Here is a 14,592-nt window from a genome sequence, read left to right as displayed (position 1 = left end):
GTGAGATGCGCATCTCACGGCGCCGAGAGGATTCAGCGGGCCGGGATCGGTGGGATCACCGGCGGCGCCGTGGTCCGATCGATCAGGCCGGGCGGTGGTCGACCGCTCCGGCGTTGAAGGCCTCCTCGAAGAGGGGGCGGAAGTCGGTCTCCGGGTCGTACCACTCGTGGAGCTCGGAGACGTCACCGCCTTCCTCGTAACCGAGGTCCGCCAGGGTCTGCATCCATCGCGGACCGCTCTCCTCGAGTCCGGCACGGACCTCCTCGGAGACGACACCGTCGGCGATCATCTGGTCGGCGATCTCCGTCTGGGTGTCGAGGATGATCTGCTTGGTCTCCTCGTCCGTCGCGGTGAAGGAGCCACCGTGCTCGACGGCATCGGCCGTGGCCTGGGCGCTCGATTCCAGGTTCGAGTGCATCCACCCGTGCTGCCAGTCGATCCCGGCGGCGTCGAAGATGATCTGCTTGTAGGCCAGGGGCAGACTCTCGTATCCGGCGCCCGCGATGAACGCCGCGGTCACCGCCCCGGTGAACCGCTCGTCCCCGTCGAAGGCCGACAGGTGCGGGGCAGCCTCGACGAGTCCTGTGGAGCCCGCCACCAGTCCCTGGGTGAACATGCAGTCGACGGTGCCGCGCTGGAGGGCCTCGAACGCCTCGTGGTACTCCATGGACACAGGAGAGGCGCCGAGCGCCTGGGAGATCGGCGTCTGCACCGCGCCGCCGATCCGGATCTGGCTGCCCTGCAGGTCCTCGCGCGCCGTCCCCTCCTCACCGCAGGCGGTCCAGTACGTGCCCGATCCGACGAGTGGGTTGAGCGGGGTCACACTCTGGTCCTCGAACTGCTGGAGCACGTTCGGGTCGTTCCAACCGGCCTCGGCCATCTGGGCCTGCAGAGCCGCCTCACCGACCATCGGCGTCCCGGGGGTGAAGTAGCTGAGCTTGTTGTACGCGTCGGTCATCGGGTACTCGGCGACGTAGTAGATCGGCACCGCGAATGCCAGATCGAGCCGCCCGTCCGCCAGCGCGTCGTCGACCTCCGGGTAGGGCGCGATCGCCTGTGCCCACGAGACGTCGAACGAGATCTTGCCACCGGACCGTTCCTCGACGGCTTCCATGAAGGCGAGCGCACTCGGCGCCGAGGTGGAGTTCTGCGAGGGTGCATAGGGCTGGTAGGCGAGCGTCACCGGCTCGAGGTCGGCGATCGCCGCATCGACCTCCTCCTGCGGGGCACCGAACTCGAAACCGGATCCGGCATCACCGCCCGAGGATTCTCCGACCCCGCCACCACAACCCGTGAGGATCAACGCGAGCGGCAGCGCACCTGCCAGGACGGACTTCTTCACCAGATTTCGCGACATGGTTCTCCTTGTGTCGTGATCCCGCGCCGTTGCGGGATCATCCGAACCTATGGGAGGCCCTGCGGCGAGTCAACGGATCCGCCACGGACCGGGACACCTCTACCGAATCGGTAGCTTCCCAGGTGAGAGCGCTACTCGCCGGCAGTTGTGTCCCGGCCGGAATCAGGAATCACTCGCCGCGCTCGACCTCCCACTGGTCCTCGAAATCAGCCGGGTCCTCGTTCACTTCTCCTACCTCGACATCACGTTGCACCGGCTTCTTCATCGCGGATTCGATCACCGTGATGAGGAACTCCCTCCGATGCCGGAAGTGCGTTTCGAAATCGTCGGCTCTCATCGCGGCAGGATCGAGGCCATGAGTGCGCAGGAGCGCATCCACCCGTTCTGCGCTCTGGTGGGAGTTCTTCTCGACCCGAGTCAGGTACTGCGACGGAGCCCCTCCTCCGATCGCCCTGTTGGTCTCGGCGGACAGGGGCGTCTTGTTGACGATGCTGTCGAAGCGTTCCGGCTCGATGTCGTTGTTCTTCGACCAGGCCTGGGGGAACACATGATGAATGTCCGTCGCCAGGTCCTTGTGCGTCTGTAGATCGAATCGGTGATCCTTCACCCAGTCCATCGCCCCCTGAGCAACCTGGAGCGCATACAACCCCTTGTACGCCGCAGCGTTCCTCGTGCGGAGGGAGAAGAACCTGCTCTCGCTGAAGCTTGCCTCGGCGACGGTTCCCGGAACGACATCGGTTTCACCGACTGCCCACGGGGCCACCTGTTCGATGTCACGGACGAAACGCGTCTCGGTCGCTGCGCCATAGAGTTCCCCGAGGACACCCGACCAGTACCATTGCCGAATTCGTTCGACGACTCCGTGCGCCTCTGCCGTACCTCCGAGCACGACCCGGAGGACCGCCAGCGGAACGATCTGCGTCTGGTACGGGAGAAATCGCGTGTCGAAAACGCACAGGTCGTTCAAGAACCGCCCCGCCCACAGGAACCCGTCGCGCACTGCATCTCGCCATCGCAGGTAATCCACGAGCTCGAGCTTGAGAACGTCCTCACGCTTGGCGGAGACCGCCGGCGGACGTGACGAAGTACTTGCCCTGTTCCTCTCCCGAGTTGTGAGCAACGTGACCGCTTGCAGGAACTCCGTACTCTTCACGCCGGACAGAACCTCGAACCGCGCGAAGTCCTTCTCCAGCTCGTCCCAATCGTCCTTCAGCCTGAAGTCCTTCCCATGATCGCGGAAGTAGTCCGCGTCTCCGGCAAAGGTGGAGGTGAGCAGCTCGAAGACGGTCAGGGGCACGCCGCCGGTATTCACTTTCTCGAACACGGTGGCGACCGCTGCTTTGCTCGTCGTGCGGTCCAACGAGATCGCAGGGATCTGATACATGTTCGCGGGCGCCAGAACTTCTTGCGAGAACCGCTTGTGGAGCTCCCGATCCTCCAGGTTGAACAGCCAATCCTGCGCATCGTAGTACGACAGCACCAGGTTCACCGGGAAGAGTCCTTCGGCCTGCTGGAGTTCCGGAGTCGAGACGTCTCGGACTATGTCCCGCCCGAAGTTCTCCCGCTCCTTCCCATCTGCAGGCATCGAGATGACTGCTTCATCGATGCGGTCCTCCCCCTCCAGAGCGAGACGGATGTCTACGAAATAGCGACGTTCGACCGACTTACCGCGAGCATCGCTCGTCTTCACCACACCGTCCCCTGACATCGCTTGTGTCAGGGAGGTCAAGCGTTGCTGACCGTCGAGAAGAAGCCAGCGGGGCTCCGAACCCGACGGAGCGTCCGAACCCGAGATTGGCTTGGGCTTGAAACGGACTTGATCGTTCCCGGTCTCCAGGAGCATGACCGCGCCCATGGGGTGCCCGCGCAGGACTGTGATGACCAGCTGGCGGATGCGTTCGTCCTCCCACTTGTACCCCCGCTGGAAATCCGGGAGCTGAAGCTTCCCGTCCCGCGTCCACTTCAGGTAGTCCGTGAGGTTGTACTGCGGAGTCTCGAACGCCATCCCACTGCCCTTCGTATACCGAACGTTCCGGTTCCGTCCCGACCGGGTGTGCTCTGACCGACTGGAGTCCGCTGCACACCGGTCTCTCGTGATGTCTCCGGTAAACCTATCGGCAAGGCAGTGCGACCTGGAACGCGCCGCCGAATCGTGACACAGCCGAGATTTGGCGACTTCTTCTCGTCACAGCATCATGCCGAGGACTGCTCGGGGACAGCGATCAGTCGATGCCACCGGACGCTCACGCGCTCATTGCACGCTGTCGTGCCCGCTGCCGCGCCAGGTCCAGGGTTTCCTGCCGACGGCGTTCTGCTGCAGCCTGTCGCTTCCGGACCATCTCGGGTCCGTCGGGATCCGGGAAGTCGATCTCGTCGACCGGCACGTCGAGCAACCAGTTCAACACCAGAGGGTCCGCCTCACCGGCACGGGTCCGCTCCTCCAGAGCGGTGATCAGGTGGAGCGGCGCACTACGCACCACGGCACCCATCTCCCGGGCGGAGACACGACTCGGGTCGATGTGTTCACGCATCAGCCGCGAGGTCGAGGACCGGAGAACGTGTCGAGCGGACTCCGACACGTCCACCTCCAGACCCTGGGCGCGGTGGTACAAGGCCTCCGTCGAGACCCCCAGATCCCACACCGCATTCGCGAGCTCACGCTCGACCACGGATCCGCACGACGGTTCACCGAGGGTCGGCAGCACGACCTTGCGCGGCAACAGAAGCTCCGAGGCGAAGCGATTCGCGGCGGGCTCGTCGCGGTCCGCATCCCTCCCGTCGTCGAGGTGGTGACCGAGCACGATGTGCCCCAACTCGTGTGCGAGGGACCAGTTGCTCCGGAACCATCGATGGGTGGCCCCCAGCAGGATGACCCTGCGCGCTCCGATGCACAACGAGTAGTCGGTCGTGAGCCCCGGGACCCGCACCACGTCGACGTCGAGTCGATCCTGCACGCGTTCCGCCAACTCCCGGACCGGCGAATCTCCCAGTCGCTCCCGCGTCGCCGCGGCCGTCGACGGCAGCTCGCTCGTCGGCGGAGGCCCATCCGGGTACGCCTCGCGGTACACACCGACGATCCGGGACACGATCTCCTCGTCCGCACTCGCTCCCGGATTCGTGTGGGCCCCGGAGACGGAATCCCACGAGTGCCGTGCCGCGATCCGCACGGAGAACGGGTCCGGCTCACCGGTGATGAACCAGTGCAGATCCGCCTGGAGTTCATCCGCGATCCGCGCGAGCTCGAAGGGAGCGAACCCCCTCTTCCCGTGTAGGGAACGCGACAGAGCGTCCGGTGGCATGTCGACCGCCTCCGCCAACTGCCCTTGGGTCATGCCCGCCGGGATGGACGCGCGCACACGTCCACCGATCCCTGTCGCTGTGGTGTCCATCCTTCAACGGTACGCGCGTTTTGGTAATCCCCCAATAGTACTCATGCACTTTTGAAAGCCCCGGCCCGCGGCGACGGTCCCTCACTCCGGTCGGTGAGCGAGCGCCCCCTCCTGGAAGGCGAGCGCCATGAGCGGCCTGAAGTCCGTCTCCGGGTCGTACCACTCGTCGAGTTCGGCCAGGTCGCCGTCATCGGTGAGCCCCAGGTCCGCGACATCATCCATCCAGCGATCCACGTCGGACTCCAGCGCTGCCCGGACCTCCTCCTCGATGACGCCGTCGGCGACCACCTGTTCGGCGATCTCCGCCTGCGTGTCGAGGATCGCCTGCGCCGCCTCGGAGTCCATCTCCGTGAAGGCACCACCGGCGTCCCGGACATCCGTCACGGCGTCCGCGCTCGACCCGATGATCGCCGCGACCTGGCCGTGCATCCAGTCGACGCCCGCCGCGTCGAAGATGATCTGCTGGTAGGCCAGCGGCAGGTTCTGCACACCCGAGCCCGCGACGTGACCTGCGGTGACGGCACCGGTGAAGCGGTCCTCACCCATCGTCGACACCTGGGGTGCCGCTTCCAACAGGCCGGTGGAGCCGGCGACCATGCCCTGGACGAAGATGCAGTCGACGGTGCCACGCTGGAGCGCCTCGAACGCCTCGCCGTACTCCATCGACACCGGTGACGCCCCGAGTGACTCGGAGATCGGCGTCTGCACCGACCCGCCGATCCGGATCTGACGGCCGGACCAGTCGCCCATGGCAGTCCCCGACTCCCCACAGGCCGTCCAATAGTTGCCCGAGCTCACCAGGGGGTTCAGCGGCATCAGACCCTTGTCGGTGTACTCCGCGAGCTGCGCCTCGTCGTTCCACCCGGCCACGGACATCTGCGCCTGCAGTGCCGCTTCACCGGTGAGCGGGGTCGCCGGGGCGTACTGACTGAGCTTGTTGTACGCGTCGAGCCGCGGGTACTCCTGCTGGAAGTAGATGGGCACGCTGTACGCGACGTCCAGACGCCCGTCGACGAGCGCGTCGTCGACCTCCGCGTAGGGCGCGATCGACTGACCCCACGCGATCTCGAAGCTGATCTTGCCACCGGAGCGTTCCTCCACTGCGTCCATGAAGGACTGCTCCGCGACGGCCGCCGCCGCATCCGGCGAGGCCGCGTAGGGCTGGATCGTGAGCGTGACGGGATCCAGGTCGGCCAGGGCCGCGTCGACCTCGGCCTGGTCCGCGCCATAGGCGAAGCCGGTGCCCGCATCGGCACCTCCGTCGCCGCCCACGCCGCCGCCGCAGCCGGCGGTGAGCAACAATGCTCCCACCGCTGCCGAGGCGCCCGTCAGTCGGTACTTCACTGAACTTCTCATGATGGAGTTCTCCTTCGAACTGAAGAATCGGAATGTCGTGTCGTGCGTACGGACTCAGCCGGCGGGGTGCCGGGGTCCGGGCGGCGTCGGACTCAGCCGGCGAGGACGATGCGTCCCTGCACGGTCCCGGCGTTGAGGTCGTCGAGGCCGCGTTGCGCCTCCTGCAGGTTCAGAGGCCGTTCGATGATCGGGACCTTGGGCAGTTCGTGCGACCTCGCGAATTCCACGAGGTCACGCAATTGCTGGAGTGTGCCCACGTAGCTGCCGGTCACCGTGATCACCTTGAGCGGCAGCATGACGGTCGGGACGGCCGCCTCGCCGCCGAACAGGCCGATGCTCACCAGGTGTCCACCCTTGTCGAGGGAGCTGAAGCCGAGGTCGAAGGTCGCCCCGGTGTTGACGAAGTCGATGACCGCGGCGACGGGTCGCCCGGCGAGTACGTCGAGCGTCGCGCCCTCCTCGAGAGCGGTGGAGTTGACCACCCGGTCGGCACCGAGCTCCCGGGCGATCTGCAGCCGGGAGTCGTCGACGTCGACGGCGATCACCTCGGCGTCGGTGAGCTGCGAGAGCAGCGCCACGGCCATGAGGCCCACGCCGCCGGTGCCGATGACGGCGACCGCCTCGTCGGCCTCGACGGGCAGGACCTGGTGGACGGCGGAGAAGGAGGTGAGCCCGGAGCAGGCGAGCGTCGCGGCCCAGGCGGGATCGAGCCCGTCGATGTCGATGAGGAACTCCTCGTCGGGGACGAGCACGTGGTCGGCGAAGCCGCCCCACTGGATGATGCCGAGTGCGCGCCCCTTGCGGCACAGGTTCGTGTTCCCCGCGGTGCACCGCAGGCACTCGCCGCAGCCGAGCCAGGGGTAGACGAGGCGCAGGTCCCCGGGCTTCACCGTCCTGACGTCGGGCCCCACGGCGACGACCTCTCCGACCATCTCGTGGCCGTGCACGGCCGGGTACTCCAGGCCGCGCTGGGCCATCGAGAGTTCACCCTTGCTCCCGGCGTCATAACTGCCGGCGTGCACGTGGGTGTCGGAGTGGCAGACACCGGAATGACGGACGGCGAGGAACACCTGCGAACCGGTGGGTGTGGGGTCGTCGACCTCGCGCAGTTCGAGGGGAGCGGACGGACCTGTGGTGACGAAAGCGCGCATGGGCTCGGGTCTCCTTCGACGGTGACACGGGCGACCTCGCCGCTCGGGGCACGGTCCCCGGGCCGGGGTGGGGATATGACTCAACTCTGCTATTGAACGTTCGTTCGGTCAATAGTGAAGGCCTACCAAGATCATTGACCAGGGGCTACGGCCCTGCCAGGATCCCTGAGTGATACCTCACCTATCACCTAGTGCGAGACGAAGTGGTCCCGCACGCAGGAGTTGAGAACACCATGACATCCCCACGCCCCTCCCGCCTCGCGCTCGCATCCCTCGGCCTCACCGGCGCCCTCGCGCTCACCGCCACGACCGCACTCGTCGTCCCCGCGATCTCCGATTCCGCCTATGCGGAGACCGGATTCGTCGTCGACGAGGAGCAGGTCGCCTCGATCGACCACCTGCCCGGCCACGAAGGTTCGGACCTCCGGACCGGTGTCGAGGGCGGCGCCGGGTACCGGATCGAGGTGCCCGAGAACTGGAACGGCACGCTCGTCCTCTACGCCCACGGGTACCGGGGGAACGTCCCCCGCCTCACCGTCGACGCACCGCCCAACCGGCAGGACCTCCTCGACCGCGGCTACGCTTGGGCGGCGTCGAGCTACAGCACGAACGGCTACGACGTCGGCACCGCGGTCAAGGACACCCGGGCGCTCCAGCGCCTGTTCGACAGGGAAGTCGCCAAGCCGGACCGCACGTACGTCATGGGTGTTTCCATGGGTGGGCACGTGACCGGTGTGTACGCGGAGAAGTACCACAGCAAGGTCGACGGGGCGCTGCCCTTCTGCGGGGCGCTCGGGGCACGGGAGCTCCCGGCCTACCTCACCTCGAACAGCCTGGTCGCCCAGACGCTCGCCGGGATCGACACCCTGTCCCAGGAGTACCCGGCCACGAGCGGCTACTACACGTCGACGCTCCCGGAACTGCGCGAGCACTTCGGAGGAGGCACGACCACGGACCCGGACACCGGTGCGACGGTCTTCGCGGACCTCACCGAGCACGGCGAGAAACTGCGTGCGGTCGTCGAGCACATGAGCGGTGGCGAACGCCCGCTGTTCGAGATGGCCTACGAGAAGCAGTGGAACGACTTCCTCATCCAGCAGTTGCGCACCGACCCGGACTTCGGATTCGGCACGGAGAGCGTCGTCGACAACACCGACCTCGTGTACCAGCTCGACCGGGACCCCGCACTCAGTGACGAGGAAGTGGAGCTCAACGAGAACGTGCTCCGCGTCGCCGGCGACCCGAAGGACGCCCCGGGCCACCCGGAGGTCACCGGCGACCTCCGGGTCCCGACGATCTCCACGCACGACATCGGAGACCTGTTCGTGCCGTTCTCCATGGAGCAGTACTACGCGCAGGACGCCGCCGACCACGGCAAGTCCGACCTGCTCGTGAGCCGCGCGATCCGCAGCATCAGCCACTGCGGGTTCTACCCGGCGGAGTACACGGCCGCCCTTGACGACCTGGACGAGTGGGTGGACGGCGGTGAGAAGCCCGACGGTGACGACATCCTGGACCCGGAGACCGTGGCCGCCGAGGACTTCGGCATGGACCACAGCGTGGTGCTGCGCCCCTACGACCCGCTGTACGACCCGGAGACCCCGGACTTCAAGCCGGCTGACTGAGAGCAGGCCCGGCGGGCGGCGTGAAGCTCAGTGCGGTGGGGTGCCGGGGCGCGGGCCGCGTCAGATTCAGTGCGCGGCGGTCCAGGCGTCGACCGCCGCGCGCTGGGTCTGCAGGTACTCGTTGATCTCCAGGACGGTCTGCAGGTCGTGCTTCACCGGCTCCCCGTCGATCGCGGTGACCGACTGGACGCCACCTCCACCCATGATCCACACGGCGTCGGCGGTCTTCAGCCGGTCGGCGGTGATCTCCTCGTAGGCGACCTCGTAGCCCTTCGCCCCGTTCGCCCAGGCGAAGAGTTCCCGCTGGGTCGTGCCGAACAGGATGCCGATGCGCGGATCCGGGGTGACCACGCGATCACCCTCACGCAGGACCACCGTCGACTGCGGCCCCTCCATCACGTACCCGTCCCGGGTGAGGAACACGGCGTTCTGCGCACCGCGGCGTTCGAACTCGCGCTTGGCGGCCATGTTTGTCGCGTAGGACAGGGTCTTTGCACCCATGAGCAGCCAGGGCGCCCGCTCGGCGGAGTCCTTGAAGACCTCGCGCTCGAGAGTGGCGATCTCGATCTCCGGCGGCCGCGGGATCCACCCGCAGTCGACGATCGCGATGACCGTCGGCAGGGGCTCGCCGCCCGGGAGGGTATGGCGTGGTGCGGCGGACAGGTTCGCGTCGGCACCGCGGGTCACCAGGACCTTCACCTGGGCCTGTGCCACCCCACCCATCTCCCGGAACAGCGCGTGGGTGAAGGCGTCGAACGCCTCGACGTTCGGCTCGGGGAGTTCGACCATCTGCGCCGACAGCCGCAGGCGCTCGAGGTGCAGACACCAGGCGAGCGGTACGTCGTCGTGGACGGCCGTGGCCTCGAAGATGCCGTCGCCGCGGATGATGCCGAGGTCGAAGACCGACACCGAGGCGTCCGCCGGGTCCACCCGGTTCACCGTCGGGATGCCGGTGAACTCCGGATCGAAGAGTTCCGTCGGGTCACCGAAGAAGACTCCGAAGGGGGCGGGCGCCTCGGCGGCGAGTGTGTCGGTGCCGGCGGGATCGGCTGCGGGGAGGGACATACGGGGACTCCTTCAGGGGAACGGGAGCGGGGACGGACAGGGAGGGCAGAACCGTTTCCCAGGGTATCGACCCACGTACCGTGACCGGCACCCCGGCCCACTCGAGTCGAGTCCGGACACCGCCGAGGCATCCTCCCGGAGACCCCGACGCTCAGTCGGTGACCGCATCCTCCAACACGCGCAGGATGTTCCCGCTCGTGAGCTTGCCGATCTCGGCGGCGGACCAGCCCTTCTCCGCGAGTGCTTCGAGGAGTGCCGGGTAGTCGGACACCCGCTTCAGACCTTCGGGGCCCTCCGGGATGCCGTCGTAGTCGCCACCGAGACCGATGTGGTCGATCCCGGCGACCTCGCGTGCGTGCTCGATATGGGCTACGACGTCCGGGATACCGGCGACCGGCTCCGGGTTCGCGGCCTTCCAGGCGGCGAGGTCCCCCTCGGCGGCGCGCACCTCGTCGTCGGTGGCGGTGAAGGCGCGAACGCGTGCCGCGAGCTCGGCCTCCTTGCCGGCGAGGGCCACGTTGTACTCGGCGACCTCGTCGTTGATGAACCCGGGGACGAAGTTGATCATCTGCACGCCACCGTTGGTGGGCAGTTGCGCGAGCACGTCGTCGGGGACGTTGCGGACGTGCCTCGCCACACCGCGGCACGAGCTGTGCGAGAAGATCACCGGCGCGGTCGTCACCGCCAGGGCGTCACGCATGGTGTCCTCGTGGACGTGCGAGAGGTCGACGAGCATGCCGATCCTGTTCATCTCGCGGACGACCTCCCGGCCGAACTCGGTGAGGCCGGTGTCCATCGGCGCACCCGTGGCACTTGCGGCCCACGGGGTGTTGTCGTTGTGCGTGAGAGTCATGTACGCACACCCGAGCCGGCGCATCATCCGCAGGGTGCCGAGCGAGGAGGCGATCGACTGCCCTCCCTCCATGCCCAACAGACTTGCGATCTTGCCCTCGGCCCAGGCGTCCCGGACGTCCTGCGCGGTGCGGGCGAACCGGAAGGTCTCGGGGTAGGCCTCGATGAGACGGTATGCCCCGTCGATCTGCTCGAGCGTCTCGACGACGGCCTCCGGGTGCGGTTGGGCGCTGGAGACGTAGACGGACCAGAACTGCGCGCCGACGCCTCCGGCGTGCAGGGAGGGGATGTCCGTGTGCAGGTCGGTGTTGCCGGTGTCGAGGTGTGCGGCCCTCGCGTCGTAGTCGTAGTCGGCGCGCAGGGCCATCGGCAGGTCGTTGTGGCCGTCGAAGACGGGGAACTGCCCGAGGGCCTGGGCGACGACCTCGTTGTCGGTGGTCGCCGCCGGCAGGGCGGTCCGCAGGACGTCGGAGCCGGTGGAGGCATTCGGGGAGGTGAGGGAAGAAGTCATGGCGTTCAACCTACCCGTAGCCCCGTGAAGTGCGCAGCGAAGGTGAGGACGTCGGCCGCCTCGGAGGCGACCATCGCCAAGGGCTTACCGGCCCCGTGCGCGGCGTTCGTCTCGATCCGGGTGACGACGGGCGCGTCGCCCTGTTGGTGCGCCTGCAAGGTCGCGGTGAACTTGTGACTGTGCGCCGGCACCACCCGGTCGTCGTGATCACCCGTGAGCACGAGCGTCGGTGGGTACTCCACGTCCCGCACGTTGTGCAGCGGTGAGTACTTCAGTTCCACCTCGAAGTCGTGCGGGTCCTCCGGGTCACCGAAATCGCTCGTCCACGCGGCACCTGCGGTGAACCGGTGGAACCGCAGGATGTCGAGCACGCCGACGCCCGGGATCGCCGCGGCGACGAGGTCCGGCCGCTGGGTCATCACCGCACCGACCAACAGGCCACCGTTCGACCTGCCGTGGACGGCCAGCTGCTCCCGCGTCGTCACGCCGGTCTCCACCAGGTGCTCGGCCACGGCGATGAAGTCGTCGAACACGTTCTGCTTGCCGTCCTTCTTCCCGGCCTCGGCCCAGGCCCGGCCGAACTCGCCGCCCCCGCGCAGGTTGGCGAGCACGAGGGTGCCGCCGGCCGCCAGCCAGCCGGCGAACAGTGGCCGGTAGTTGGCCTCGACGGGGATGTCGAAACCGCCGTACCCCCACAGCAGGGTGGGCGCCGGACCTTCCTCCCCAGCTCCCGAGACGCCCTGTCCTTCCGGCGCGCCCAGTCCTTCCGGCGAACCCAGTCCTTCCCGAACATTCACAGGGCGGACGAGGAAGTAGGGGACCTCCGTCCCGTCGGCACTCCGGGCACGACCACGGGTGGTGATCGTCTCCGGCAGGTCCGGGGTCTCGGCGACCACCGGGACCAGATCGGCGAGGTCCTCCAATACGTCCGACCCGGTCGTACCGCGATAGGCCCGGCCCGGCGAGGTGGGCGTCGAGAACCCGAGGAACCACTCCGCCGAGTCCTGGTCGGCCCAGAACCCTTCGAGCGTTCCTGCAGGGAGGTCGACCTGCCCCAGTTCGGTCCCGTCGAGCGCGTACCGGGTGAGACGTGGCTGGACGTCGACCAGGTGGACCGTGAGGATCTCGTCCCCTGCCGCCGCGACGTGTTCCAGCTGGTCAGTGGCCTGTGGGACGACCTCTTCGAGTTCCGCGGGGGAGGTCGCCTCCAACACGGAGAGGTCGAACGCGACGACCCGGCCCAGGTCCGCGTCCTTGTCCGTGTGGACGGTGATCCGGTCGCCGTCGACGCGGACGGGGTGGTACTGGGCGTCGGCGGTGTCGAAGGCGCGGACGGGAACACCGACGACGGTGTTGCCGAGCCCATCCGTGTCGAGGCGGGCGAACCACAGGCGGTTCTCCCGTTCGGTCCCGGAGCCCAGGGCGATCGACACGAGGCGACCGTCGGAGGACACGTCCGCCCACACGAAGGCCTGGGTGTATTCCGCACGGATGTCGACGATCGTGACGTCCTCGGACTCCGGCGTGCCGAGACGGTGCAGTTTGAGCAGTCCGGTCTTCACCTGGTCGGCCTGGGACCCGACGGCGCGGCCTTCGTGTGGGACGGCGCCGTAGAGGAAGGAACGGCCGTCGGGCAGCCACTCGGCCCCGGAGAACTTGGTCTGGATGGGGTCCTCGACCCGCTCACCGGTCGCGAGGTCGACGACGGTGATGTCGACCCAGTCGGAGCCGCCCTCGCTCACGGTGTAGGCCAGGTACTTGCCGTCACCGGAGACGCTGAAGCTGCGCATGGAGCTCGTCCCGTCGGTCGACCACGTGTTCGGGTCCAGGACCAGACGCCCACCGGCCCGGAGTTCGTCGAGGGTGTCCGCGGCGAAGACCTGGAACTGGTCCTGGGTGCCGTCGTTGCGCGCGACGAAGTAGGTGCCGCCCTTCTTCACCGGGGTGCCGGCCTGTGGGCGCCGGACGATCCCACGCATGAGGTCGTGGAAGTGCGCACGGTCGGGGTAATCGGCGAACACGGACTCCGTGTAGGCGTTCTGCTCGGTGACCCAGGTGCGGGTGGCGTCCGAGTCCGGGTCCTCCAACCAGCGATAGGGGTCCGCGATCTCGTGACCGTGGAGGGTCTCGACGACCTCTCCCTCGGCGGTCCTGGGAGGGGCCGGGCGCGTGTGTGAGGCGTGGGTAGTGGGGTTGTGCGGGGACGTGCCGGGGGATGCCTGGGTCATGCCGTCACCCTAACGGTGGGCTCGGACACAGATCTCGTCCCTCCTCGTCACACACCACTGGATAGGGTGACGACATGACCGACACCGCATCCCCCGTCACCGCCCTCGTCCCCTCCTCCCGACACCTCGACCTCGTCGGCGATCTGCCGGCGGGCACACAGGTCCGCACCTGGCAGGACTACGTGGACGGTGAGGTGCCCGCGGAGTCGGTGGCCTTCGTCGTCCTCGGCGGCAAGGGCGCGATGGAGTGGCGCACGATGCTCCGCGACCTCCCGAACCTGCGCGGCGTACGGACCGTGAGCATCGGCTACGACTGGGTCATCGACCACGTGCCGACCGGAGTGGCGCTGTACAACTCCTCGGCCGTCATGTCGGACACGACGGCCGAGCACGGTGCCCTGCTCATCATGGCCTCGATGAAGTCCTTCCCCGAACACCACGTGTTCCAGCAGAAGCACGAATGGGTCCCGCAGTCACACCGCGGCAAGCACGAGCACGGCCTCATGGGCGTCGTCGGAAGGACGGTCCTCGTCATCGGTCAGGGTGGGATCGGCCGCGGGATCGCCGAGCGGTTCGAGGCGTTCAAGGCCCACGTCGTCCGGTTCGCCCGCACGGAGAGGACCCTCGGCGATGGCGCACACGTCCTTCCGATGGAGCAATTGGACGAGTGGCTGCCGCAGGCGGACGCCGTCTCCCTCGCCCTGCCGCTCAACCCGAGCACCGACGGCCTGGTCGACGCGGACTTCCTGGCGAGGATGAAGGACGACGCCGTGCTCGGCAACATCGGTCGTGGAAAGGTCGTCGACACGGATGCCCTGGTGAGCGAACTGCAGTCCGGTCGTCTGCGCGCCGCGCTCGACGTCGTCGACCCCGAACCCCTGCCGGAGGACCACCCGCTGTGGGACTGCCCCGGTGCCTTCATCACCCCGCACGCAGGCGCGGATTCCCAGTACATGCGTGACAACGCCACGCAGGACCAGGTCGACATGGTTCTCGACTTCCTGCGTGGCGACGACCTGGGAGAGCCGGTGCTCGTGAAGGAGTGACCGCGCGAGGGC

10 protein-coding genes are annotated in these 14,592 nt (G+C 67.6%); 2 read left to right on the top strand and 8 right to left on the bottom strand.

Going from position 1 to position 14,592, the window contains the following annotated elements:
• Positions 1–82: 82 nt before the first annotated feature.
• The 5 genes from AAD496_RS01350 to AAD496_RS01330 form a co-directional block, all read right to left on the bottom strand.
• A complete protein-coding gene (locus AAD496_RS01350; RefSeq protein WP_349826821.1) occupies positions 83–1,357 on the bottom strand; it encodes a type 2 periplasmic-binding domain-containing protein in 1,275 nt (424 codons plus the stop codon).
• A 169-nt stretch (positions 1,358–1,526) separates the two neighbouring features.
• Positions 1,527–3,362 carry a GmrSD restriction endonuclease domain-containing protein gene (locus AAD496_RS01345; RefSeq protein WP_349826820.1) on the bottom strand — a complete coding sequence of 612 codons (1,836 nt, stop codon included), beginning with the start codon at positions 3,360–3,362 and terminating at the stop codon, positions 1,527–1,529.
• A gap of 238 nt (positions 3,363–3,600) precedes the next feature.
• Entirely contained in the window at positions 3,601–4,746 is a 1,146-nt protein-coding gene (locus AAD496_RS01340; RefSeq protein ID WP_349826819.1) for a helix-turn-helix domain-containing protein, read from the bottom strand.
• Positions 4,747–4,827: 81 nt separating this feature from the next.
• On the bottom strand, positions 4,828–6,102 hold the full coding sequence (locus AAD496_RS01335; RefSeq protein ID WP_349826818.1) for a type 2 periplasmic-binding domain-containing protein: 1,275 nt from the start codon (positions 6,100–6,102) through the stop codon (positions 4,828–4,830).
• Between the two features lie 92 nt (positions 6,103–6,194).
• The gene (locus AAD496_RS01330; RefSeq protein ID WP_349826817.1) at positions 6,195–7,253 is read right to left on the bottom strand and encodes an alcohol dehydrogenase; all 1,059 of its coding nucleotides are present in this window, start codon (positions 7,251–7,253) and stop codon (positions 6,195–6,197) included.
• Positions 7,254–7,486: 233 nt separating this feature from the next.
• Here AAD496_RS01330 and AAD496_RS01325 point away from each other — a divergent pair, with 233 nt between their 5' ends.
• A complete protein-coding gene (locus tag AAD496_RS01325) occupies positions 7,487–8,878 on the top strand; it encodes an alpha/beta hydrolase family protein (protein WP_349826816.1) in 1,392 nt (463 codons plus the stop codon).
• 66 nt (positions 8,879–8,944) lie between these two features.
• Here AAD496_RS01325 and AAD496_RS01320 read toward each other — a convergent pair whose 3' ends face one another.
• The 3 genes from AAD496_RS01320 to AAD496_RS01310 form a co-directional block, all read right to left on the bottom strand.
• Complete coding sequence (locus tag AAD496_RS01320; RefSeq protein WP_349826815.1) at positions 8,945–9,943, bottom strand: aminotransferase class IV; 999 nt, start codon at positions 9,941–9,943, stop codon at positions 8,945–8,947.
• 151 nt (positions 9,944–10,094) lie between these two features.
• Complete coding sequence (locus AAD496_RS01315; protein ID WP_349826814.1) at positions 10,095–11,306, bottom strand: dipeptidase; 1,212 nt, start codon at positions 11,304–11,306, stop codon at positions 10,095–10,097.
• Positions 11,307–11,311: 5 nt separating this feature from the next.
• Positions 11,312–13,534, bottom strand: coding sequence for a prolyl oligopeptidase family serine peptidase (locus tag AAD496_RS01310; protein ID WP_349826813.1), 2,223 nt, complete (start codon positions 13,532–13,534; stop codon positions 11,312–11,314).
• A gap of 74 nt (positions 13,535–13,608) precedes the next feature.
• Here AAD496_RS01310 and AAD496_RS01305 point away from each other — a divergent pair, with 74 nt between their 5' ends.
• A complete protein-coding gene (locus AAD496_RS01305; RefSeq protein ID WP_349826812.1) occupies positions 13,609–14,580 on the top strand; it encodes an NAD(P)-dependent oxidoreductase in 972 nt (323 codons plus the stop codon).
• Positions 14,581–14,592: the final 12 nt, after the last annotated feature.

Source organism: Brevibacterium litoralis (assembly GCF_040212315.1).
In the GTDB taxonomy this organism is placed as follows: Bacteria; Actinomycetota; Actinomycetes; order Actinomycetales; family Brevibacteriaceae; genus Brevibacterium; species Brevibacterium litoralis.
This window is presented reverse-complemented; position numbering and strand designations above follow the sequence as displayed.